Origin of the sequence: Stenotrophomonas sp. AG209, from assembly GCF_003550055.1 — a bacterium.
GTDB lineage: Bacteria > Pseudomonadota > Gammaproteobacteria > Xanthomonadales > Xanthomonadaceae > Stenotrophomonas.
Window position 1 is genome coordinate 1,137,428 of the sequence record NZ_QXDB01000001.1, and the last position, 22,561, is coordinate 1,159,988.

The 22,561-nt window shown below is 64.9% G+C and carries 20 protein-coding genes and 2 tRNA genes; all 22 read right to left on the reverse strand.

Annotated features, from left to right (window positions below; genetic code table 11):
- Nucleotides 1–23: 23 nt before the first annotated feature.
- The 22 genes from rpsO to DFO63_RS05465 all read right to left on the reverse strand — a co-directional run bounded on the left by rpsO (nt 24) and on the right by DFO63_RS05465 (nt 22,477).
- The gene (rpsO, locus tag DFO63_RS05360; protein ID WP_005410445.1) at nt 24–284 is read right to left on the reverse strand and encodes a 30S ribosomal protein S15; all 261 of its coding nucleotides are present in this window, start codon (nt 282–284) and stop codon (nt 24–26) included.
- A 173-nt stretch (nt 285–457) separates the two neighbouring features.
- Nucleotides 458–1,366 (reverse strand): tRNA pseudouridine(55) synthase TruB, encoded by a 909-nt coding sequence (gene truB, locus DFO63_RS05365; RefSeq protein WP_119006563.1) that lies wholly within the window; start codon nt 1,364–1,366, stop codon nt 458–460.
- A gap of 105 nt (nt 1,367–1,471) precedes the next feature.
- Nucleotides 1,472–1,855 (reverse strand): 30S ribosome-binding factor RbfA, encoded by a 384-nt coding sequence (rbfA, locus tag DFO63_RS05370; RefSeq protein ID WP_005410447.1) that lies wholly within the window; start codon nt 1,853–1,855, stop codon nt 1,472–1,474.
- A gap of 124 nt (nt 1,856–1,979) precedes the next feature.
- Nucleotides 1,980–4,625: a translation initiation factor IF-2 gene (gene infB / locus DFO63_RS05375; protein WP_075677143.1), complete on the reverse strand. Its 2,646-nt coding sequence runs from the start codon at nt 4,623–4,625 to the stop codon at nt 1,980–1,982.
- Between the two features lie 92 nt (nt 4,626–4,717).
- Complete coding sequence (nusA, locus tag DFO63_RS05380; protein WP_005410449.1) at nt 4,718–6,229, reverse strand: transcription termination factor NusA; 1,512 nt, start codon at nt 6,227–6,229, stop codon at nt 4,718–4,720.
- 4 nt (nt 6,230–6,233) lie between these two features.
- A complete protein-coding gene (gene rimP / locus DFO63_RS05385) occupies nt 6,234–6,824 on the reverse strand; it encodes a ribosome maturation factor RimP (RefSeq protein ID WP_049401227.1) in 591 nt (196 codons plus the stop codon).
- Between the two features lie 367 nt (nt 6,825–7,191).
- Nucleotides 7,192–7,268 (reverse strand) — tRNA-Met (locus DFO63_RS05390).
- An 82-nt stretch (nt 7,269–7,350) separates the two neighbouring features.
- Nucleotides 7,351–7,427: transfer RNA gene (locus DFO63_RS05395), tRNA-Met, on the reverse strand.
- Nucleotides 7,428–7,554: 127 nt separating this feature from the next.
- Nucleotides 7,555–9,015 (reverse strand): NADH-quinone oxidoreductase subunit NuoN, encoded by a 1,461-nt coding sequence (gene nuoN, locus DFO63_RS05400; protein WP_119006564.1) that lies wholly within the window; start codon nt 9,013–9,015, stop codon nt 7,555–7,557.
- Between the two features lie 15 nt (nt 9,016–9,030).
- The gene (locus DFO63_RS05405; RefSeq protein ID WP_008268294.1) at nt 9,031–10,539 is read right to left on the reverse strand and encodes an NADH-quinone oxidoreductase subunit M; all 1,509 of its coding nucleotides are present in this window, start codon (nt 10,537–10,539) and stop codon (nt 9,031–9,033) included.
- Between the two features lie 23 nt (nt 10,540–10,562).
- Nucleotides 10,563–12,728: an NADH-quinone oxidoreductase subunit L gene (gene nuoL / locus DFO63_RS05410; RefSeq protein WP_119006565.1), complete on the reverse strand. Its 2,166-nt coding sequence runs from the start codon at nt 12,726–12,728 to the stop codon at nt 10,563–10,565.
- A gap of 7 nt (nt 12,729–12,735) precedes the next feature.
- A complete protein-coding gene (gene nuoK / locus DFO63_RS05415; RefSeq protein WP_005410454.1) occupies nt 12,736–13,041 on the reverse strand; it encodes an NADH-quinone oxidoreductase subunit NuoK in 306 nt (101 codons plus the stop codon).
- The gene (locus DFO63_RS05420; protein ID WP_075677133.1) at nt 13,038–13,694 is read right to left on the reverse strand and encodes an NADH-quinone oxidoreductase subunit J; all 657 of its coding nucleotides are present in this window, start codon (nt 13,692–13,694) and stop codon (nt 13,038–13,040) included. The genes nuoK and DFO63_RS05420 overlap by 4 nt, the downstream gene beginning before the upstream one ends.
- Before the next feature lie 9 nt (nt 13,695–13,703).
- A complete protein-coding gene (gene nuoI, locus DFO63_RS05425; protein WP_005410456.1) occupies nt 13,704–14,192 on the reverse strand; it encodes an NADH-quinone oxidoreductase subunit NuoI in 489 nt (162 codons plus the stop codon).
- Between the two features lie 4 nt (nt 14,193–14,196).
- Entirely contained in the window at nt 14,197–15,291 is a 1,095-nt protein-coding gene (gene nuoH, locus DFO63_RS05430) for an NADH-quinone oxidoreductase subunit NuoH (protein ID WP_006458641.1), read from the reverse strand.
- A complete protein-coding gene (nuoG, locus tag DFO63_RS05435; protein ID WP_101765855.1) occupies nt 15,288–17,522 on the reverse strand; it encodes an NADH-quinone oxidoreductase subunit NuoG in 2,235 nt (744 codons plus the stop codon). The genes nuoH and nuoG overlap by 4 nt, the downstream gene beginning before the upstream one ends.
- Nucleotides 17,519–18,859 carry an NADH-quinone oxidoreductase subunit NuoF gene (gene nuoF, locus DFO63_RS05440; protein WP_005410459.1) on the reverse strand — a complete coding sequence of 447 codons (1,341 nt, stop codon included), beginning with the start codon at nt 18,857–18,859 and terminating at the stop codon, nt 17,519–17,521. Before nuoF ends, nuoG begins: the two co-directional genes overlap by 4 nt.
- Nucleotides 18,860–18,863: 4 nt before the next feature.
- On the reverse strand, nt 18,864–19,391 hold the full coding sequence (gene nuoE / locus DFO63_RS05445; protein WP_006381132.1) for an NADH-quinone oxidoreductase subunit NuoE: 528 nt from the start codon (nt 19,389–19,391) through the stop codon (nt 18,864–18,866).
- 97 nt (nt 19,392–19,488) lie between these two features.
- Entirely contained in the window at nt 19,489–20,796 is a 1,308-nt protein-coding gene (locus DFO63_RS05450) for an NADH-quinone oxidoreductase subunit D (protein ID WP_006458796.1), read from the reverse strand.
- The gene (locus DFO63_RS05455; RefSeq protein ID WP_005410462.1) at nt 20,793–21,542 is read right to left on the reverse strand and encodes an NADH-quinone oxidoreductase subunit C; all 750 of its coding nucleotides are present in this window, start codon (nt 21,540–21,542) and stop codon (nt 20,793–20,795) included. Before DFO63_RS05455 ends, DFO63_RS05450 begins: the two co-directional genes overlap by 4 nt.
- 33 nt (nt 21,543–21,575) lie before the next feature.
- Complete coding sequence (locus DFO63_RS05460) at nt 21,576–22,130, reverse strand: NADH-quinone oxidoreductase subunit B (protein ID WP_005417936.1); 555 nt, start codon at nt 22,128–22,130, stop codon at nt 21,576–21,578.
- Nucleotides 22,121–22,477, reverse strand: a complete 357-nt coding sequence (locus DFO63_RS05465; RefSeq protein WP_008265012.1) for an NADH-quinone oxidoreductase subunit A — start codon at nt 22,475–22,477, stop codon at nt 22,121–22,123. The genes DFO63_RS05460 and DFO63_RS05465 overlap by 10 nt, the downstream gene beginning before the upstream one ends.
- Between the last annotated feature and the right edge of the window lie 84 nt (nt 22,478–22,561).

The window sequence follows — 22,561 nt, forward strand, 5'->3', positions numbered from 1 at the left end:
CTGCGCCGCGGGGGATTCGTTGCTTAGCGACGCAGGCCAAGCTTCTCGATCAGGGCCTTGTAACGCTCGACGTCCTTCTTCTTCAGGTAGTCGAGCAGGCTGCGACGGCGGTTGACCATCTGCAGCAGGCCGCGGCGGCTGTGGTGGTCCTTCTTGTGGGTCTTGAAGTGGCCGGTCAGCAGTTCGATGCGGGCGGTCAGCAGTGCAACCTGGACTTCCGGGGAGCCGGTGTCAGCCGAGCTGCGCTTGTTGTCTTCAATGACCTTCTGGGTGTCGATCGACATTTCTTTTTTCTCTGTGATGCGTGGCCGGCAGGAACGCGCTTCGCGCACCGCCAGGCTCGCCGTGGACTACGAGGATGAAACCTGCGCGAGGCAGGTTGCCGGAAAACGGCCGCGAAATTGTAACGGTCGGGGGCTTCCGGGACAAGGACCGGGGCTGAACCGGCAGGCCCCGGTCAGAGGTTGAAACGGCGCTGCGGGGCCAGCAGGCCGCTGTCGTCGACCTGGCCGAGGCCCTGGACAGCGTCGTCCGGACCGAACACGGCCACCAGGCCCCGCGGCCAGGACAGGTCGCGCTGGCGCTGACCGACGCAGAACCGATGGGCCTGGTCGGCGCCCAGGTCGACCCTCGGGTATTCAGCCAGACCGGCCGCCAGCGGCAGCAGCAACGCGTCCATACCGGCCTCGTCACCGGCCTCGACCATCGCCCTCAGCTGGTCCAGCGTGACCATGGCAGGCTCGCGGAACGGCTCGACCCAGAGCCGGCGCAGCGCGCTGATGTGGGCACCACAACCCAGGCTTTCGCCGAGGTCGCGGGCCAGGCTGCGGATATAGGTGCCGGAACCACAGGTCACGCGCAGCCGCAGCCGTTCCGGCTGCTGCTCCAGCACCTCGATGGCGTGCACCTGCACCTCGCGCTCAGGCGCTTCGATGACGTCACCGCGGCGGGCCTTCACATACAGCGGTTCCCCACCCTGCTTCAGTGCCGAATAGATCGGGGCACGCTGGCGGATGTTGCCGGTCAACGGCGCCAGCGCAGCCTGCAGGGCCTCGGCACTGATCGCCGGCACCGGGCGCTGCAGCAGCACCTGGCCTTCGGCATCGTCGGTATCGGTGGTCTGGCCGAGCACGATCTCGGCGTCGTAGGCCTTGGCCGAACCCAGCAGCAGGCCGGCGATCTTGGTGGCCTCACCGAAACACAGCGGCAGCAGGCCGGTGGCCAGCGGGTCGAGGCTGCCGGTATGGCCCCCCTTCTCGGCGCGGAACAGGCGGCGCGCCACCTGCAGGGCAGCGTTGGAGCTCATGCCGGTCGACTTGTCGAGCAGCAGGATGCCATCCAGGCGGCGGAACTGAATTCGGGTCATGACAGGAGTGTGTAGAGCCGGGCCATGCTCGGCTGCCGCAGCGCGGCCCGCAGGGGCTTCGCGTTGCCGGAATGGAAAGACGCCGGGCATGGGCCCGGCGCTACCTTATTCTTCGTCGCTCTCGCGACGCTTCTCGGCGGCCAGCGTATCGGGCAGGTCGCGCAGGATGTTGTCGATGTGCTCACCACGGTCGACCGAGTCGTCGTAGTGGAAGTGCAGCTCCGGCACGTGGCGCAGCTTCATCGCACGGGCCAGGTCCATGCGCAGGCGGTAGCCCAGCTCCTTCAGGCCGGCCACGGCTTCAGCCGAACGTTCCGGCATCAGCGCGGTGACGAACACCTTGGCGTGGGCCATGTCGCGGGTAATTTCCACGTCGGACACGCTCACCGAGGGCAACCCGTGCTCGCGCACGGCGTTGTGCACCAGGGTGCCGAGTTCACGGCGCAGCTGGGCGGAGACACGGTCGGTTCGATGGAAAGTCTTGGGCACGAGGAGCTCTTGGTTCAGTTGTCGCCCGACCAACGGTCGGGCGCTACATCTACATGGTACCCGACCGTGGGTCGGGCTTTGCATGCCGGTAGGGCCCGACCGTTGGTCGGGCCGCCACGCAGCATTACAGGGTGCGCGGCACTTCGATACGCTCGAAGCACTCGATCTGGTCACCCGGCTTGACGTCGTTGTAGGCCTTCACCGCGATACCGCATTCGGTACCGTTGCGGACTTCCTCGACGTTCTCCTTGAAGCGACGCAGCGATTCCAGCTCGCCCTCGAAGATCACCACGCTGTCGCGCAGCACGCGGATCGGCTTGTTGCGCTTGACCACGCCCTCGATGACCATCGAGCCGGCGACGGCGCCCAGCTTGGAGCTGCGGAAGACGTCGCGGACCTCGGCGATACCGATGATCTCTTCGCGGATCTCCACGCCCAACAGACCGGAGGCCACCTGCTTCACCTGGTCGATCACGTCATAGATGATCGAGAAGTAACGCAGGTCCACGCCGTTGGATTCGATGATGCGACGGGCCGAAGCGTCCGCACGCACGTTGAAGCCGATGACGGTGGCCTTCGAAGCGGCCGCCGAGTTGGCGTCCGACTCGGTGATGCCGCCCACGCCGGAGTGGATCACGTTGATGCGGATATCTTCGTTGGACAGCGCGACCAGTGCCTGGCTCAGCGCCTGCACCGAGCCCTGCACGTCGGCCTTGATGACCAGGTTGAGGACCTGCTGGCCCTCGCCCTTGCCCAGGGTCGCCATGATGTCTTCCATGCGGCTGCCCGCGGTGGCGACCAGGCGCGACTCACGGCGCTTGGTCTCACGCTGCTGGGCAACGTCCTTGGCCAGGCGCTCGTCCTCGACCACCACGAAGTCGTCACCGGCTTCCGGCACGCCGGACAGGCCCAGGACCTGCACCGGGATGGACGGGCCAGCGAACTCCGGCTGCTTGCCGGTCTCGTCGAACAGCGCACGCACGCGGCCGTACTGGATGCCACACACCAGGTAGTCGCCCTTCTTCAGGCGGCCCTGCTGCACCAGCACGGTCGCGACCGGGCCGCGGCCCTTGTCCAGCGACGATTCGATCACCACGCCCGAGGCGCGGCCTTCGTCGACGGCCTTCAGTTCCAGCAGTTCGGCCTGGATCGAGATGGCGTCCAGCAGGTCGTCGATGCCCAGGCCGGTCTTGGCCGAGATCTCCACCATCTGGGTGTCACCACCGAAGTCTTCGGCCACGACCTGCTCGGACAGCAGTTCGTTCTTGACCCGCATCGGATCGGCATCGGACTTGTCGATCTTGTTGATCGCCACGATCAGCGGCACACCCGCCGAACGGGCGTGTTGGATCGCTTCCTTGGTCTGCGGCATGACACCGTCATCGGCGGCCACGACCAGCACCACGATATCGGTCAGCTTGGCACCGCGCGCACGCATCGAGGTGAAGGCAGCATGGCCCGGGGTATCCAGGAAGCTGATCACGCCCTTCGGCGTATCGACGTGGTAAGCGCCGATGTGCTGGGTGATGCCGCCAGCTTCGCCGGTGGCGACCTTGGTACGGCGGATGTAATCCAGCAGCGAGGTCTTGCCGTGGTCGACGTGACCCATGATGGTGACCACCGGCGGACGCTGGGTGGCTTCGCCCTGGTTTTCACCGGTCGAGGCCAGCAGTGCGTCTTCGGCGTCGTTGTCGTTGGCACGGATCGCCTTGTGGCCGAGTTCTTCGGTCACCAGCGCGGCGGTGTCATGGTCGATGGACTGGGTGATGGTGGCCATCACGCCCATCTTGAACAGCGCCTTGACCACCTCGCCGCCCTTCAGCGCGAGCTTCTGCGCCAGGTCGGCCACGGTGATCGTGTCGCCGATCGCCACTTCACGCACCACCGGTGCGGTCGGACGCTCGAAGGCGTGCGGACCGGCATTGTTGCCACCACGCGACATGTCGCGACGGCCACCGGACTGGTTGCGACCACCCGGACGTCCACGGGAATTGCTGTTGTTGCTGTTGCCACGACGCGCACGGTCGGCAGCCGACAGGTGCATCTGGCCGGCGAAGCGATCGCCCGGGCCACGCTCGTTGCGCGGCGCGCTGCGGTTGTTGCGGTCGTCGCTGCGCGGCGGCGGCGGAGCACCACGCGGTGCAGCCGGGGCTGCGGCCGGGGCGCGCGGCGGACGCGGCGCGGTTTCGTCGATCGGAGCACGCTTGGGCTTGCTGGCAGCCAGCGCCTCGGCCGCCTTGGCGGCAGCCGCAGCTTCCTCGGCCGCCTTCTTCTCGGCTTCGGCACGCTCCTTGGCGGCAACCTCCTCCTCACGGGCGCGGACGATGGCCTCGTCGCGCAGACGATCCTTCTCGGCCAGGGCCTGCTGTTCGGCAAGGTTGCGGGCACGCGACTCTTCCAGCTTGCGCAGGATGTCGGCGCGCTCTTCGTCCGGGGTCATGGCGCGAGCACCATCCTTGACGTAGGTGCGCTTCTGGCGCACCTCGACATTCACGGTCGTCTTGCTGCGACCGGAATTGACCGTCACTTCCTGCTGCTTCCGGCGGTTGAGCGTGATCTTCTTTGCAGACTGATCGGTCTCTTCCGGGGCCTGCTCGGGCTTGCCATGCGAACGACGAAGGAAGCCCAGGAGCTTTACCTTCTCGGAGCTGGTCACGACCTGGTCGGGACCGCTGAACTTCATGCCGGCACCGGCCAGCTGTTCCAGCAGTTTTTCGACCGGCGTGTTGACCAGTTCGGCAAGCTTGCGGATGGTGGTTTGCTGCGACATTCGGATCCTATGATCTTGTGGGCGCCCCCCCGCATCTGGAGGTGGCGCGGATTCTACGCCCTGAGCGGCTCAGGGCCCTGTTCATTGCCGGCTCATTCGCCGCGTTCCAGTCGGGCGATCTCCTCGGCACGGGCGGCCAGGATCAGCGCAGCGGCGCGCGCCTGATCCAGTCCTTCGATGCCGAAGTCCATGACCTCGTCGGCGGCCAGGTCGGACAGGTCCTCGCTGGTACGCACGCCGTGGCCGGCCAGCGCATATGCGGTGGCTTCGTCCATGCCCTTCAGGGACAGCAGGTCCTGCGCCGGCTGGCCGTCTTCAAGGCCTTCCTCGACTGCCAGGGCCTCATTGAGCAGCGCATCGCGGGCACGGGCGCGCAGCTCTTCGACGATGTCCTCGTCGAAACCTTCCACGGCCAGCAGTTCGCCGACCGGGACATAGGCGATTTCCTCGACGGTGCCGAAGCCTTCGCTGACCAGGATGCCGGCGATTTCCTCGTCCACTTCCAGCTTGTCCATGAACAGCTGGCGGGCCGAAGCCTGCTCGGCTTCCGACTTGGCGGTGACCTGGTCCTGGGTCATCACGTTGAGCTGCCAGCCGGTCAGGCGGCTGGCCAGACGCACGTTCTGGCCGCCCTTGCCGATCGCCTGGGCCAGGCGGTCTTCAGCAACAGCCAGGTCCATCGAATGCTTGTCTTCATCGACGATGATCGACTGCACTTCGGCCGGCGCCATCGCGTTGATGACGAAGTTGGCCGGGTTGTCGTTCCACAGCACGATGTCCACGCGCTCGCCATTGAGCTCGTTGGACACGGCCTGCACGCGCGAACCGCGCATGCCGATGCAGGCACCGATCGGATCGGTGCGCTGGTCGTGGGCCAGCACGGCGATCTTGGCGCGGTCGCCCGGATCGCGGGCGCAGGCCTTGATTTCCACCAGGCCCTGGCCGACTTCCGGCACTTCCAGCTTGAACAGCTCGATCATGAATTCCGGGGCGGCGCGGCTGATGAACAGCTGCGGGCCACGCGGCTCCGAGCGCACTTCGGCCAGGTAGCCGCGCACACGGTCACCGGCGCGCAGCACGTCGCGCGGAATGCCCTTGTCCTTCGGGATGAAGCCTTCGGCGTTGCCACCGAGGTCGACATAGATGTTGCCGCGCTCGGCGCGCTTGACCACGCCGGTGATCAGCTCACCCACGCGATCCTTCCACGCATCCACGACCTGCTGGCGCTCGGCTTCGCGCACGCGCTGGACGATGACCTGCTTGGCGGCCTGGGCAGCAATGCGGCCGAAGTCCGGGTTCTCGATCTGCTCTTCGATGTAGTCGCCGACGTCCACGCCTTCGGCTTCATCGACGGCGTCCATCAGGCGGATCTGACGGTCCGGCGATTCCATGACCACGTCATCGGCCACCACTTCCCAGCGGCGGAAGGTTTCGTAGCTGCCGTCCTTGTGGTCGATGACCACGCGGGTCAGCACTTCCTCGTCGGGATAGCGCTTCTTCGCTGCCGAGGCCAGGGCGGCCTCGATGGCATCGAAGATCACTTCACGCGGCACGCCCTTCTCGTTGGCGACTGCGTCGACTACCAGCAACAGTTCCTTGCTCATTGGCTCACTCCGCGCGCGGCTTCTTTGCCGCCGGCTCGTTGGAAGAAGAATTCTTGTTCGGCTTCGGACGCTTCGGTGCCGGACCGGTCGGCTTGCTCGGGGCCAGCCCCAGCGCCACCCAGTCGGGCATGATCCGTGCCTTGTCGATGTTGTCGGCCGACACGACCACTTCGGCCTTGTCGACGATGAAGGTGATGGTGTCCGCGGCCTCGTCGATCGCTTCGATGCGGCCCTGCAGGCGACGACGGTTGTCCTGCGGCAGCTTCAGCGTGACCTTGGCCATTTCGCCGAGGTGACGGCCGAACTGCTCCAGGTTGAACAGCGGACGGTCGACGCCCGGCGAAGACACTTCCAGCGTGTAGTTGCCGCTGATCGGGTCTTCGACGTCCATCTGCGCCGACACTTCGCGGCTGACGCGCTCGCAGTCGTCGACATTGATGATGCGCTCGGGCTGTTCAGCCAGCGGCACGTCGATGTAAAGGCGCAGGGTCGCACCGCCGGGGGCCGGCAGATACTCAACGCCCAGCAGCTCCAGGCCCAGCGACACAACGGTCGGGGCGAGCAGATTCGCGATGTCGGTTGCCTTGTCGCTCACAGCCTGCCTTGATCTCTATGGTTGGGTGCCGGCCTTGGCCGGCGTGGAAACATGACGCCCCGGAAACGACAAAGGGCCCGTTGGGCCCCTTTTCCGGAAAGACTCCGGTGACTGGATTCCGGTTGCAACCTGCATTGCCTGCCGGTTGCGGCCCTCCTTCCGGGTCCGGACTCCCGCTGGGAGGCCGCCTTCAGGGGTACTGCTAGGCCGCTGATGATAGCGACTGCACCGCGCTGGTGCAAGGTGCGGACCCGGGGTCAGGTCCCTTTTCCACGGGAAAAGGGACCTGACCCCAATCACGCAGAAACGACGCAGACCCCAAAGAAAAACGCCTTCGAAGCAGAACTTCGAAGGCGATTTCTTTACTTGGTAGCGGGGGCAGGATTTGAACCTGCGACCTTCGGGTTATGAGCCCGACGAGCTGCCAGACTGCTCCACCCCGCATCAGAAGCGGAATTATGAGCGAATGCTTCAAAACATGCAAGCCTTCCCTCATTCATCAAACCGGTTGGCGCCGATATGAAGTTGGTAGCGGGGGCAGGATTTGAACCTGCGACCTTCGGGTTATGAGCCCGACGAGCTGCCAGACTGCTCCACCCCGCACCGGAAGTGTTTGAACTGCTGCCCTGCTCTTTCGAGGAGGGCTACCGCAACGATGTTCTGGCTGAACCGCTGCAGTGACAACTCAGGCTGCGCATATTACACGAATCGCGCAGCTTTGTGTCAACTTTTATGCAAGATGCGCAAATGCCTGCTGGCACCAGACCATGATCGGGTTCCAGGCCAGGCCCAGGGCCAGCAGTGCCAGCGCGTTCACGCCCAGCACCACGCCCAGCACGCGGTCGTTGCTGCGCGGCATGGCCTCGCCCACCGGCTCATCGAAGTACATGACCTTGATGACACGCAGGTAGTAGAAGCAGCCGACCACGGCGCACAGCACGCCGAGGATGGCCAGCCACAGCAGGCCGCCGTTGACGGCCGCGCCCAGCACCGCCAGCTTGGTCCAGAAGCCCAGGAACGGCGGGATGCCGGCCAGCGACGCCATGATGCACAGCACCAGGCCGGCCATCCACGGGTTGCGGGCATTCAGGCCCTTGAAGTCTTCGATGTTCTCGGCTTCGAAGCCGGCACGCGACAGCGCGATGATCGCACCGAAGGCGGCGGTCGACATGATGGCGTAGGCCAGTGCGTAGAACAGTGCGGCGGCATAGCCCTGCGAACCGCCACCTGCGATGCCCATCAGCAGGAAGCCGATGTGCGAGACGGTGGAGAACGCCAGCATGCGCTTGAGGTTGCTCTGCGCGATGGCCATCAGGTTGCCGATGACCAGCGAGACCGCGGCCAGGCCGGCGATCAGCAGCTGCAGTTCGGTCGACAGCGGGCCCACGCCCATTTCCAGCAGGCGGTACGCCATGCCAAAGGCGGCCAGCTTCGGCGCCGAGCTGATGAACAGTGCGATCGGTGCCGGGGCACCCTGGTACACGTCCGGCAGCCACATGTGGAACGGCGCGGCACCCAGCTTGAAGGCGACGCCGGCAATCATGAACACCGCACCGGTGATCAGCAGCACGCGCTCTTCGGAGTGCGGGATGGCCTCGCGGATGACGTCCAGGTGCAGGCTGCCGGTGGCGCCGTAGATCAGCGACATGCCGTACAGCAGCAGGCCGGACGCCAGCGAACCCAGCACGATGTACTTCATCGCCGCTTCCGAGGCCAGGCCGTTTTCGCGGTTGCTGGCGACCAGAGCGTAGGAGCACAGCGCCAGCAGTTCCAGGCCCAGGTAGACCATCAGCAGGCTGCCGGCCGAGACCAGGATCATCATGCCGGCGGTGCCGAACAGGATCAGCACCGGGATCTCGCCCTGGAACAGGTTGCGGTCACGCAGGTAGCGCCAGCCGTAGATCAGGGTCAGGCCGCTGAGCAGCACAATCCCGGTCTTCATCACGTCCGCGGCGGTATCGCGCACGAACATGCCATGGAAGACCTCCCCCTGCCCGCCCACGCCGGTGGCCAGCATGAACAGCACCACGGCCAGCGCAGCGAGCGAGAACAGGTGGGTGACGATCTTGTTCCGGTTGCTGACGAACAGGTCGAGGATCATCAGGGCGAAGGCGCTGCCGATCAGCACCAGCTCGGGAGCGAGCGGTGGCAGGTCAGCGGCGGTCAATGGCAGCAGCGGCGAGGTGGTCATCATCAAATCCTGGAATTACAGCAGCTTGCTGGATGCGATCTGCATCGCCAGCTTCGCGATCGAGGGCTCCATCAGGTCGGTCAGCGGCTTGGGATAGATGCCCAGCGCCAGCACGCCAATGGCGAACACGCCCAGCACCAGCCATTCGCGGCCGTTGATGTCCTTCAGTTCGGCAACATGGCTGTTGGCCACTTCACCGAAGAAGATGCGCTTGTACAGCCACAGGGTGTAGGCGGCGCCGATGATCAGGGTGGTGGCCGCGCCCAGTGCGATCCACGGATTACGCTGGAAGGCCGACAGGATGACCATGAACTCGCCAACGAAACCGCTGGTACCCGGCAGGCCCGCGTTGGCCATGAAGAACAGCATGGCGAAGGTGGCAAACCACGGCATCACGTTGACCACGCCGCCGTAATCGGCGATGCGGCGGCTGTGCATGCGGTCGTACAGCACGCCGACGCAGGAGAACATCGCGCCGGACACGAAGCCGTGCGAGATCATCTGCACCATGGCGCCCTGCAGGCCCAGGCGGGCGGCATCGGCGTTACCGGCTTCACGCACCAGCCACAGGGCGATGAAGGTGCCCAGGGTGACGAAGCCCATGTGCGCGATCGACGAATAGGCGATCAGCTTCTTCATGTCGTCCTGAACCAGGGCGACCAGGCCGACGTAGATCACCGCGATCAGCGACAGCGCGATCACCAGCCAGGCCCATTCCTGCGATGCGTCCGGGACGATCGGCAGGTTGAAGCGCAGGAAGCCGTAGCCACCGATCTTCAGGGCGATGGCGGCCAGGATCACCGAACCGGCGGTCGGTGCTTCCACGTGGGCATCCGGCAGCCAGGTGTGGACCGGGAACATCGGCACCTTGACCGCGAAGGCGATCAGGAAGGCGAAGAAGATCCAGGTCTGTTCCTTGGCCGACAGCGGCAGCGCGTACAGGTCGGCCAGCTGGAAGCTGCCGCCCTTCAGGTACAGGTAGATCAGCGCCACCAGCATCAGCACCGAGCCGAGGAAGGTGTACAGGAAGAACTTCAGCGCGGCGTAGATGCGGCGCGGGCCACCCCAGACACCGATGATCAGGAACATCGGGATCAGCATCGCCTCGAAGAACACGTAGAACAGCATCGCGTCCGTGGCCGAGAAGATACCGACCGTGACGCCTTCCAGGATCAGGAAGGCCGCCACGTACTGGTTCACGCGCTTGTCGATGGCGCTCCAGGCGCCGATCAGGGCAAGCACGCTGACCAGGGTGGTCAGCAGGATCAGCGCCACGGCAATGCCGTCCACGCCCAGGTTGTAGCCGATCTTGTACGCCGGGATCCAGGCATGGGTCTCGACGAACTGCAGACCGTCGATGCCCGCGTTGTAGCCGCTCAGCAGCGAGAGGCTCGCCACGAACGTCAGCACCGCTACGCCCAGCGACGCCCAGCGGGCGGTCTGCGCATCACGGATCGCAAGGATCAGGGCGCCACCGAGGATCGGCAGCCAGATGAGGACACTGAGTAGAGGCCAGTTCGACACGTCTTCTTATTCCGTACAGGTCATCAACGCAGGTAATGCATCAGCACGCCCAGCAGGGCAATCAGGCCGATGATCATCGCGAAGGCGTAGTGATAGAGGAAACCGGATTGGGTACGACGCAGCACGCCGGCTGCGACGTCCACAACACGTGCCGAGAGATTGACCACGCCGTCGACGATGTTGCTGTCGATCCAGCGCGAGACCTTGCCCAGCTTGACGCTGCCACCGGCAAAGCCATCGATCCACAGCTTGTCGAAGCCGTACTTGTTTTCCAGCACCGACACCAGCGGAGCGAAGGTCTTGCGAGCCTTGCCCGACAGGTCCGGCTTCCACAGGTAGAACAGCGCGGCCAGCAGGAAGCCCGCAACGGTCAGCATGAACGCCGGAGCCATCATGCCGTGCAGCGCGAAGGCGACCGGGCCGTGGAACTCTTCACCCAGGAAACCGATGGTGTTCTTGGCCGGATCGTAGAAGTCGACCACGCCGGTGAAGAACGTATGCGCCTGGCCCTTGATGGCATCGTGCGCATGGTTGCCGGCCCAGTCGGTGCCGTACAGCATCGGACCGATGCTGAAGAAACCGATGGCGATCGACGGGATGGCCAGCAGGATCAGCGGCAGGGTCACCACCCACGGGGTTTCGTGCGGCTCGTGCGGACCGTGGCCATGGCCGTGGTCGTCGTGATGCGCATCGCCGTGGTGGGCGTCGGCGGCGTGGTGATCGTCATGGCCGTGACCATGATCGTCATGATGCGCGTCGCGGAAACGCTCCTTGCCGTGGAAGGTCAGGAACAGCAGGCGGAAGCTGTAGAAGCTGGTGACGATCACGCCACCCAGCACCGCCCAGTAGCCATAGGTGGCCACCCAGTTGTTGGACAGGTGCGCGTGCAGCTCGGCGGCCTCGATGATGGTGTCCTTCGAGTAGAAGCCGGAGAAGAACGGCGTACCGACCAGCGCCAGGGTACCGATCCACATGGTGATGAAGGTGATCGGCATGTACTTGCGCAGGCCGCCCATCTTGCGCATGTCCTGCTCGTGGTGCATCGCGATGATGACCGAGCCGGCGCCCAGGAACAGCAGGGCCTTGAAGAACGCATGCGTCATCAGGTGGAACACGGCGGCCGAATAGGCCGACACGCCCAGGGCGACGGTCATATAGCCCAGCTGCGACAGGGTCGAGTACGCGACCACGCGCTTGATGTCGTTCTGCACGATGCCGATCAGGCCGGTGAAGAACGCGGTGGTGGCACCGATGAACAGCACGAAGTTCAGCGCGGTCTGCGACAGCTCGAACAGCGGCGACATGCGGGTGACCATGAAGATACCGGCGGTCACCATCGTCGCGGCGTGGATCAGTGCCGAGATCGGGGTCGGGCCTTCCATCGAATCCGGCAGCCACACGTGCAGCGGGACCTGGGCCGACTTGCCCATGGCACCGATGAACAGGCAGATGCACATGACGGTGGCGATCGACCAGATCACCGGCTCGTTCAGCAGCTGCATGCCCAGGATCGTGCCGTCCCAGATCTGCAGCTGGGCGCGCGGGTCAGCCAGCATGCCGGCCTGCGAGAACACCTGCGAGTAGTCCAGGGTGCCGAACACCCACAGCACGCCGGCGATGCCCAGCAGGAAGCCGAAGTCACCGACGCGGTTGACCAGGAACGCCTTCATGTTGGCGAAGATCGCGGTCGGGCGCTTGAACCAGAACCCGATCAGCAGGTACGACACCAGGCCCACCGCTTCCCAGCCGAAGAACAGCTGCAGGAAGTTGTTGCTCATCACCAGGGTGAGCATCGAGAAGGTGAACAGCGAGATGTAGCTGAAGAACCGCTGGTAGCCCGGATCGTCCTGCATGTAGCCGATCGTGTAGATGTGGACCAGCAGCGACACGAAGGTCACCACCACCATCATCATCGCGGTCAGCTTGTCGACCATGAAACCGACGTGGGCCGAGTACTGGCCGACTTCGAAGAACGTGTAGATGTTCTGGTTGAACGGCTGCGCCCCGCCCCACAGCAGCTGGTAGAGCGTGTACATCGACAGGCCACAGGCAACCGCGACGCCGAGGATGGTGATGGTCTGCGCGCCGAAGCGCTTGACCTGGCGACCGAACAGGCCGGCGATGATGCTGCCGAACAGCGGTGCAAGCACCACTGCGATCAACAGACTCTTGGAGAGAGTGATTTCCATCTGTGGATCAGCCCTTCAACGAATCGACTTCGCCGACATTGATCGTGCGGCGGGTACGGAACAGGGTCACCAGGATCGCCAGGCCGATGGCGGCTTCCGCGGCGGCGACGGTCAGGATGAAGAACACGAACAGCTGGCCGGACGGATCGCCCAGCTGACGCGAGAAGCCGACGAAATTGATGTTCACCGACAGCAGCATCAGTTCGATCGACATCAGCAGGACGATGACGTTCTTCCGGTTGAGGAAGATGCCGGCCAGGCTGATGGCGAACAGCACCGCGCCGAGCGCAAGCATGTGGCCAAGGGTAATCACGGCTGGGTCTCCTCGCCGGCGGCCGGCTTGCTGTTGCTGTGCACGACCGGTGCTTCGGCGCCCATCTTCACCATGCGCAGGCGCTGGCCGGCCTTGACCATGGTCTGCTCACCCGGGTTCTGGCTCTTCACGCCGGTACGGCGGCGCAGGGTCAGCATCACCGCGGCAACCACGGCCACGGTCAGGATGACGGCGGCGAACTCGAACGGCAGCAGGTACTCGGTGAACAGCGTGCGCGCCAGCCAGGTGACGTTGGAGCTGTCGGCGGCGACCGCTGCAGCGTTGTCGGCCGGGAACGGCGTGACCGAGCGGGCCTTGACGCCGATCAGGATCAGCATCTGCGCCAGCATCGCCACCGCGACGATGAGGCCGACCGGCAGGTAGCGCACCCAGCCCTCACGCAGCTTGGTGGGGTCGATGTCCAGCATCATCACCACGAACAGGAACAGCACCATCACTGCGCCGACGTAGACCAGCACCAGCGCCACGCCGAGGAACTCGGCGCCCACCAGCAGCCACACGCAGGCGATGGAGAAGAAGGTCAGCACCAGGCAGAGCACGGCGTGAACCGGGTTGCGCACGCTGATCACCGCACCGGCCGAAACCGTTGCCGCGATGGCGAACACCCAGAAAGCGATATTTACCCAATCCATCTCTCGACCTCAGCGGTAAGCGGCATCGGCGGCGCGACGCTCGGCGATCTCGTTTTCGAGACGGTCGCCCAGGGCCAGCAGCTGCGGCTTGGTAACGATGTTTTCGCCACGATTCTCGAAGTGGTACTCGAGGATGTGGGTTTCGACGATCGAGTCCACCGGGCAGCTTTCTTCGCAGAAGCCACAGAAGATGCACTTGAACAGGTCGATGTCGTAGCGCGTGGTACGGCGGGTGCCGTCTTCGCGCTTGGCCGAGTCGATGGTGATGGCCAGCGCCGGGCACACCGCTTCGCACAGCTTGCAGGCGATGCAGCGCTCTTCACCGTTGGGATAACGGCGCAGAGCGTGCAGGCCACGGAAGCGCGGCGACTGCGGGAACTTCTCCATCGGGTACATCATCGTGTACTTCGGCTTGAAGCTGTACTTCAGCGTCAGCCAGAGACCGGCCAGCAGTTCGAGCAGCAGCAGGCTCTTGAAGTAATGGGTAATCCTGTTCATCACTTTAGACGCCCTTTTGAATCACGCCGAAGAACACCATGACGGCGGTAACCGCGATCCACAGAATGGCCAGCGGAATGAAGACCTTCCAGCCCAGGCGCATGATCTGGTCATAGCGGAAGCGCGGGAAGCTGGCACGGAACCAGATGTAGGCACTGGCGAAGAAGAACACCTTGACGAACAGCCACGGCGCCCCCCCCTTCCAGATCCAGTCGACCAGCGGCGAGACGTCGCCGAAGTTGACCCAGCCCTGCACCGGGCTCAGCCAGCCGCCGAGGAAGAAGATCGAGATCAGGAAGCTGATCAGGATCATGTTCGCGTATTCGGCCAGGAAGAACAGGGCGAATGCACCGCCGGAGTATTCGACCATGTGGCCGGCGACGATTTCCGATTCGCCTTCCACGACGTCGAACGGCGCGCGGTTGGTTTCAGCCACGCCCGACACCCAGTAGATGACGAACAGCGGGAACAGCGGCAGCAGGAACCAGTCGAAGAAGCCGGAGCTGCCGGCCTGCGCCATCACGATGTTGCTCAGGTTCAAGCTGCCCGACGCGATCATCACGCCGACCAGGGCGAAGCCCATGGCGATTTCGTAGCTGATCATCTGCGCCGAGGCGCGCATCGCACCCAGGAACGCATACTTCGAGTTGGACGCCCAACCGGCCAGGATGATGCCGTAGATGCCCAGCGAGGTCATCGCCAGCAGGTACAGCAGGCCGGCGTTGGCATTGGACAGCACGATCTGCGAATCGAAGGGCACCACCGACCAGGCCGCAAAGGCCGGGGCCAGCGTGATCAGCGGGGCCAGCAGGTAGATCGCCTTGTTGGCGCTGCTTGGCTGGACCACTTCCTTGAACAGCAGCTTGAAGACGTCGGCGAAGGCCTGGAAGATGCCCATGCCCACGTACATCGGGCCGTGGCGGACGTGCATCCAGCCGATCAGCTTGCGTTCCCAGACCACGTAGAAGGCCACCGAGATGATCACCGGCACGGTGATCACCAGGATCTTCAGGATGATCCAGATCAGCGCGCCGATGTCACCGAGGCCAAGCAGCCACTGGTGCAGCGGGTCGACCGCGTTCAACAGCAATTCGTTCATGCAGCCACCACCGTTACGCGAGCGGCACCCAGCGGCGCGGTCGCGCCGTGGCCCGATTCAATCCAGACCGAACCCGCAGCGACGCGGGCGTCGACCACCACCGGCAGGGTGGCCTTGCCGGCATCGGTGCCGACCTTGGCCATCTGCCCTTCCTGCAGCTGCAGGCGAGCGGCATCTTCAGCGTTCAGCACGATGCGCGGGGCGTTGTTGAGCGGATGCGACTGCAACGCCGGGGCGCGACGGACCACCGCATCGGTGCGGTAGATCGCGGCGGTCGAAGCCACTTCCAGGCCTTCGCCGGCAACCGCCGGCTGTGCCGAGGCGGCAACGGTGACCGACACCGGGGCCAGGCTGGCGCGCAGGCCGGCCAGGTCGGTGAAGTCGAAACCGGCCACAGCCAGGTCGCCGCCCAGGGCGCGCAGCACGCGCCAGCCTTCACGGGCCTCGCCCGGCAGCTTGCCGCCGGCGCGGGCCGACTGCTCGCGACCATCGAGGTTGGTCAGGGTGGCGTCGATTTCCGGCAGCGCGCCGATCGGCAGGATCACGTCGGCGACGTCGCGGGTCGAAGCACAGGCGAACTGGCTGAAGGCCACCACCTGGGCACCGGCCAGCGCCTTGCGCGCGGCGGGAGCGTCGGCGAAGTCCAGGCCCGGCTCCAGGCCGTACACCACGTAGGCCTGGCGCGGCTGCGCCAGCATCGCGGCGACGTCCTTGCCGGCCGGCAGCACGCCGGCGCGGGTCAGGCCAACGGCGTTGGCGCCCTGCGGGATGCGGCACAGCTTGGCACCGGTGGCGGCAGCGAAGTCACGCGCGGCAGCGCGGATCGCGGCAGCCTGCGGGTGGTTTTCGGCAATGCCACCGACGATCAGCACGGTGTTGTTGCCGCCCTGCACCGCCGAACGCAGCTCGGCGTTGGCCAGCGCGTCGACGAACTTCGACGGCGCGACGATCTGCTTGCCGGCGATGCTGAAGGCGAAGTCGAAGTCCACCGGGTTGACGACGTGGATCTTCGCGCCGTTGGTGGTCTGCGCCTTGCGCAGGCGGGCGTGCAGCAGCGGCAGTTCGTGGCGGATGTTGCTGCCCAGAACGACGATGCGGTCAGCGCCTTCGATCTCAGCCAGCGGCAGGCCGAACACTTCGGCGGTTGCAGCGTCGGAGAAATCGCGGTTGTTGATGCGGTGGTCGATGTTGCTCGAGCCCAGGCCCTTGGCCAGGCGGGCCAGCAGCGCGCCTTCCTCGTTCGAGGTCGACGGGTGCACCAGCACGCCCAGGTTGTCGCCCTGGTTGGCCTTGAGGATCTCGGCGGCCGCGGCCAGGCCTTCGGCCCAGCTCACTTCCTTCCACTCGCCATTGACCTTGCGCAGCGGCTTGACCGCACGGTCTTCGCTGTACAGGCCCTGGTGCGAGTAGCGGTCACGGTCGGACAGCCAGCACTCGTTCACGGCTTCGTTGTCGCGCGGCACGGTGCGCAGCACTTCGCCGCGACGCACGTGCAGGAACAGGTTCGAACCCATCGCGTCGTGGTAACCCAGCGATTCGCGCGCGGTCAGTTCCCACGGGCGGGCGCGGAACTGGAACACCTTGTTGGTCAGCGCGCCGACCGGGCAGACGTCGACGACGTTGCCGGACAGCTCGGTGGTCAGCGGCTTGCCGTCGAAGGTACCGATCTGCAGGTTCTCACCACGGTACATGCCACCCAGTTCATAGGTACCGGCAACGTCGGCGGTGAAGCGGACGCAGCGGGTGCACTGGATGCAACGGGTCATCTCGGTGGCGACCAGAGGGCCCATATCCTCGTCCGGCACCACGCGCTTGCGCTCGTTGAAGCGGCTGACCGAACGGCCATAGCCCAGCGACACGTCCTGCAGCTCGCACTCGCCGCCCTGATCGCAGATCGGGCAGTCCAGCGGGTGGTTGATGAGCAGGAACTCCATCACCGAGCGCTGGAACTTCAGTGCCTTCTCGCTGCGGGTGGCGACCTTCATGCCATCCATCACCGGGGTGGCGCAGGCCGGCGCCGGCTTCGGCGACTTTTCCACGTCCACCAGGCACATGCGGCAGTTGGCGGCGATCGGCAGCTTCTCGTGGTAGCAGAAGCGCGGAATCGAAATGCCGGCCTTGTCGGCCGCCTGGATGATCATCGAACCCTTGGGCACGACCAGCGACTTGCCATCGATCTCGATGGTCACGTGGTCCGGTGGCACGTTCGGGTTTACGGGTTGCGCGCTCATGCGGCGGCTGCCTCCACCTTCTTGCCGTCAACCATCGAATGACCGTTGACGATGTAGTACTCGAATTCGTCCCAGAACTGGCGCAGGAAGCCCTGGATGGGCCATGCAGCCGCTTCACCGAACGCACAGATGGTGTGGCCTTCGATCTGGCCGGCCACCGCCTTCAGCTGGTGCAGGTCTTCCATCGTGGCCTTGCCGGCGACGATGCGCTCCAGCACGCGGTGCATCCAGCCGGTGCCTTCACGGCACGGGGTGCACTGGCCGCACGATTCCTTGTGGAAGAACTGGCTGATGCGGCAGGCGAACTTGACGCAGCAGACGCTGTCGTCGAGCACCACGATCGCACCCGAACCCAGGCCGGAGCCCAGCGCACGGATGGTGTCGTAGTCCATCGGCAGGTCCTTCAGCTCGGCCGCGGTCAGCACTGGCATCGACACGCCGCCCGGGATCGCGCCCTTCAGCGTGCGGCCCGGACGCAGGCCACCGGCCATTTCCAGCAGGTCGTGGAATTTGGTGCCGAGCGGCACTTCGAAGTTGCCGCCGTTCTGCACGCAGCCGGACACCGAGAAGCACTTCGGACCGCCGTTGGCGGTCAGGCTCAGGCCCTTGAACCACTCCGGACCGTTGCGGATGATCGCCGGCACCGAACCGTAGGTTTCGGTGTTGTTGATCGTCGACGGCTTGCCGTACAGGCCGAAGTTGGCCGGGAACGGCGGCTTGTAGCGCGGCTGGCCCTTCTTGCCTTCCAGCGATTCCATCAGGGCGGTTTCTTCGCCGCAGATGTACGCGCCGGCGCCCAGCGCACCGTAGATGTCGATGTCCACGCCCGAGCCCATCACGTTCTTGCCCAGCCAGCCATTTGCATAGGCGTCGGCCAGGGCCTGCTCGAAGTGCTCGAACGGCTCGTGATGGAACTCACCGCGCAGGTAGTTGTAACCCACTGTCGAACCGGTGGCGTAGCAGGCGATCGCCATGCCTTCCACCACCGAATGCGGGTTGTAGCGCAGGATGTCGCGGTCCTTGCAGGTGCCCGGCTCGGATTCGTCCGAGTTGCAGAGGATGTACTTCTGCATGTTGCCCTTGGGCATGAAGGACCACTTCAGGCCGGTCGGGAAGCCCGCGCCACCGCGGCCGCGCAGGCCCGAGGCCTTGACCATCTCGATGACCTGCTCCGGCGGGATCTTCTCTTCGAGGATCTTGCGCAGGGCGGCGTAGCCACCGGTCTTCAGGTAGCTTTCGTACGACCACGGGGTGTCGTAATGCAAGGTGGTGTAGACCACCTGGTGCGGCAGCGGCGCGGGGCCGACCGGACCCTTGGATTCGTGGTGATGTGCCATGCCCTTACTCCAGCCCGTCCAGCAGCTCGTCGACCTTTTCCAGGGTCAGACGCTCATGGTAGTGACCGTTGATGACCATCATCGGCGCGCCACCGCAGCCGGCCAGGCACTCTTCCTCGCGCTTGAGGTAGACGCGACCGTCCGGGGTCGATTCACCGTGCTTGATGCCCAGCTTCTTCTCGCAATGGCGGACGATGTCCTCGGCGCCATTGAGCCAGCAGCTGATGTTGGTGCAGATGGCCACGTTGTTGCGGCCCACCTTCTCGGTCTCGAACATCGAGTAGAAGCTGGCGACCTCGTAGGCCCACACCGGCGGCAGATCAAGGTACTTGGCCACGCCGGCGATCAGCTCGTCGGTCAGCCAACCCTCGTTCTGCTCCTGGGCCGCATGCAGGCCCTGCAGCACGGCAGAGCGCTTGCGGTCCGGCGGGAACTTGGACAGCCAGTGATCGATGTGAGCGCGGGTCTTGTCGCTCAGCACCACCATCGGGTCGACGTCGCGCGCCGCCTCGAAATTACCTGTCGCCTTCATCGGCCGACCTCAGCGAAATGCATAACGTGAAATTCCAGAAACTGCGGCGCCGGCTTGCGCCGGCTGCCTGCAGCGGGCGTTGGCGTGGCGGACGGCATTACCGGTCAACCTCGCCGAACACCAGGTCGTAGGTACCGATCATCGCCACCACGTCGGCCAGCATGTGGCCGCGCACGATCGAATCGATCGAGGACAGGTGGGCGAAGCCCGGTGCGCGCAGGTGCACGCGGAAGGGCTTGTTGGCGCCATCGGAGACCAGGTAGCAGCCGAACTCGCCCTTGGGCGCTTCCACTGCCGCGTAGGTTTCGCCGGCCGGCACGCAATAGCCTTCGCTGAACAGCTTGAAGTGGTGGATCAGCGCTTCCATGTCGTCCTTCATGTCCTCGCGCTTGGGCGGAGCGACCTTGAAGTTCTTGACCATGACCGGGCCGGGGTTGGCCTTCAGCCACGCCACGCACTGCTTGATGATGCGGTTGGACTCGCGCATTTCGGCAACGCGGACCAGGTAGCGGTCGTAGCAGTCGCCTTCCTTGCCCAGCGGGATGTCGAAATCGACGGCATCGTACTTGGCGTACGGACGCTTCTTGCGCAGGTCCCAGGCGATGCCCGAGCCGCGCAGCATCACGCCGGTCATGCCCCACTGGTGGGCCAGTTCCGGAGTGACCACGCCGATGCCGACGGTACGCTGCTTCCAGATACGGTTGTCGGTCAGCAGGGTTTCGTATTCGTCGATGCGCTTGGGGAACTCGACGGTGAAGTTCTCCAGGAAGTCCAGCAGCGAGCCTTCGCGCGAAGCATTGAGCTGCTTCAGCGCCTTGCCCTTGTGCCAGCGCGATTCCTTGTACTTCGGCATGTGGTCCGGCAGGTCGCGGTAGACACCGCCCGGACGGTAGTACGCCGCGTGCATGCGCGCGCCGGAGACCGCTTCGTAGCAGTCCATCAGCTCTTCGCGCTCGCGGAAGGCGTACAGCATCACCGCCATCGCACCCAGGTCGAGCGCGTTGGAACCCAGCCACATCAGGTGGTTGAGGATGCGGGTGATTTCGTCGTACATGGTGCGGATGTACTGCGCACGCTCCGGCGCCTCGATGCCCATCAGGGTCTCGATCGCGCGCACGTAGGCGTGCTCGTTGCACATCATCGACACGTAGTCCAGGCGATCCATGTAGCCGATCGACTGGTTGAACGGCTTGGACTCGGCCAGCTTCTCGGTACCACGGTGCAGCAGACCCACGTGCGGGTCGGCGCGCATGATGGTCTCGCCGTCCATTTCCAGGATCAGGCGCAGCACACCGTGAGCGGCCGGATGCTGCGGGCCGAAGTTCATGGTGTAGTTGCGGATTTCCTGCCGGCTTTCGGCGGCGTTGCTGGCGAATGCTTCGCCGGCCTGGTGTACGTGGCTCACTTCACTGCCTCCTGCGCGCGCTCACCTTCTGCGGTCTGCAGACGGGCGTCGTCGCGGATCACGCGCGGCACGCCGACGCGCGGCTCCACCGAGGTGACCGGTTCGTAGATCACGCGCTTCTTTTCTTCGTCGTAGCGGACTTCGACATTGCCGATCAGCGGGAAGTCCTTGCGGAACGGATGGCCGACGAAACCGTAGTCGGTCAGGATCCGGCGCAGGTCCGGGTGGCCTTCGAAGATCACGCCGTACAGGTCGAACGCTTCGCGCTCGAACCAGTTCAGGCCCGGCCAGATGCCGGTCAGCGAGGACACCACCGGCAGTGCTTCGTCAGGGGCGAAGCAGCGCAGGTGCATCATCAGGTTGTGCTGGTACGAACGCAGCTGGGCGACCACGGCGAAACGCTGGGTCGGCATGTGCTGCGGGCGGGCACCGTCGGCACCGTTTTCCTCGGTGGGGAACTCGCCCCACGCGAAACGGCCCTGGGCCTTGCCTTCGACGCCACGGCTGAAGCCCTGCGAGGACACGTCGGCGGTGTCCCATTCGTCGGAGCCATAACCGAGGTAGTCGACGCCGCAGAGATCCACGGCCTGCTCGAAACCAAACTCGTCACGCAGCGCCAGGGCGGTGGCGTGCCACTCGGCGGCAGGCACTTCCAGCGTCACTTCGCCGCGGGGTTCGACCACGATGACCTTCGCACCTGCGAAACGTGCGGAGAGTCGGTCGATGAAGGATGCTTGCTCTGCCATGGGGGCTTGGCGCGCTCTTGTCAGGTGAAGGGGTCAGCGGGCGATGGTCTGTGTACGCCAGATCTTCTTCTGCAGCTGCAGGATCCCGTACACCAGCGCCTCGGCGGTCGGCGGGCAGCCCGGGACGTAGACGTCCACCGGCACCACGCGATCACAGCCGCGCACGACAGAATAGGAGTAGTGGTAATAGCCACCGCCGTTGGCGCAGCTACCCATCGAGATGACCCACTTCGGGTCCGGCATCTGGTCGTAGACCTTGCGCAGCGCCGGGGCCATCTTGTTGACCAGGGTACCGGCCACGATCATCACGTCGGACTGACGCGGCGACGGGCGGAACACCACGCCGTAGCGGTCAAGGTCCAGGCGCGCGGCGCCGGCGTGCATCATCTCGACCGCGCAGCAGGCCAGGCCGAAGGTCATCGGCCACATCGAGCCGGTGCGCGCCCAGTTCAGCAGTGCGTCGACGCTGGTGGTGACGAAGCCCTTTTCCAGCAGCGGGTTGTCGCCTTCCGGCCGCAGGATGTCATCAACCCGGCCTTCCGGCGACGGGTTGTTCATGAGGCCATCGAGAGTCTGAATCACTCCCATTCCAGCGCTCCCTTCTTCCAGACGTAAATGAAACCGAGGAACAGCATGCCGACGAACAGGCCCATGGTGATGAGCGAACGGGCGCCCAGTTCCATGAAGACCTGGGTCCACGGCACGATGAAGATGATTTCCAGGTCGAAGACGATGAACTGGATCGCGATCAGGTAGTAGCGCACGTCGAACTTCATGCGCGCGTCTTCGAAGGCCTCGAAGCCGCACTCGTACGGCGACAGCTTTTCCAGATCGGGGCGGCGGGGACCGAGGAATCGACCAACCAGCATCAGCGTAATGCCGATACCGGTGGCAACGATCAGAAACAGCAGAGACGGCAAATATTCGGCCAGCACAGCGATTCTCTCTTGCCTCTGCCGCTGCGCCTGCAGGCGCTTTGGCATGGGGGAGTGGACGGGAATCTGCCTGGCGCCTTGCGC

What these genes read in the sequence shown, in the direction of transcription:
- DFO63_RS05460 (WP_005417936.1), bottom strand. Translation starts at nt 22,130, where the DNA reads ATGGGAGTGATTCAGACTCTCGATGGCCTCATGAACAACCCGTCGCCG.
- nusA (WP_005410449.1), bottom strand. Translation starts at nt 6,229, where the DNA reads ATGAGCAAGGAACTGTTGCTGGTAGTCGACGCAGTCGCCAACGAGAAG.
- nuoF (WP_005410459.1), bottom strand. Translation starts at nt 18,859, where the DNA reads ATGGCACATCACCACGAATCCAAGGGTCCGGTCGGCCCCGCGCCGCTG.
- nuoL (WP_119006565.1), bottom strand. Translation starts at nt 12,728, where the DNA reads ATGGAAATCACTCTCTCCAAGAGTCTGTTGATCGCAGTGGTGCTTGCA.
- nuoN (WP_119006564.1), bottom strand. Translation starts at nt 9,015, where the DNA reads ATGACCACCTCGCCGCTGCTGCCATTGACCGCCGCTGACCTGCCACCG.
- infB (WP_075677143.1), bottom strand. Translation starts at nt 4,625, where the DNA reads ATGTCGCAGCAAACCACCATCCGCAAGCTTGCCGAACTGGTCAACACG.
- DFO63_RS05455 (WP_005410462.1), bottom strand. Translation starts at nt 21,542, where the DNA reads ATGGCAGAGCAAGCATCCTTCATCGACCGACTCTCCGCACGTTTCGCA.
- nuoG (WP_101765855.1), bottom strand. Translation starts at nt 17,522, where the DNA reads ATGAGCGCGCAACCCGTAAACCCGAACGTGCCACCGGACCACGTGACC.
- nuoI (WP_005410456.1), bottom strand. Translation starts at nt 14,192, where the DNA reads ATGAACAGGATTACCCATTACTTCAAGAGCCTGCTGCTGCTCGAACTG.
- rpsO (WP_005410445.1), bottom strand. Translation starts at nt 284, where the DNA reads ATGTCGATCGACACCCAGAAGGTCATTGAAGACAACAAGCGCAGCTCG.
- nuoH (WP_006458641.1), bottom strand. Translation starts at nt 15,291, where the DNA reads ATGAACGAATTGCTGTTGAACGCGGTCGACCCGCTGCACCAGTGGCTG.
- DFO63_RS05420 (WP_075677133.1), bottom strand. Translation starts at nt 13,694, where the DNA reads ATGGATTGGGTAAATATCGCTTTCTGGGTGTTCGCCATCGCGGCAACG.
- truB (WP_119006563.1), bottom strand. Translation starts at nt 1,366, where the DNA reads ATGACCCGAATTCAGTTCCGCCGCCTGGATGGCATCCTGCTGCTCGAC.
- nuoE (WP_006381132.1), bottom strand. Translation starts at nt 19,391, where the DNA reads ATGAAGGCGACAGGTAATTTCGAGGCGGCGCGCGACGTCGACCCGATG.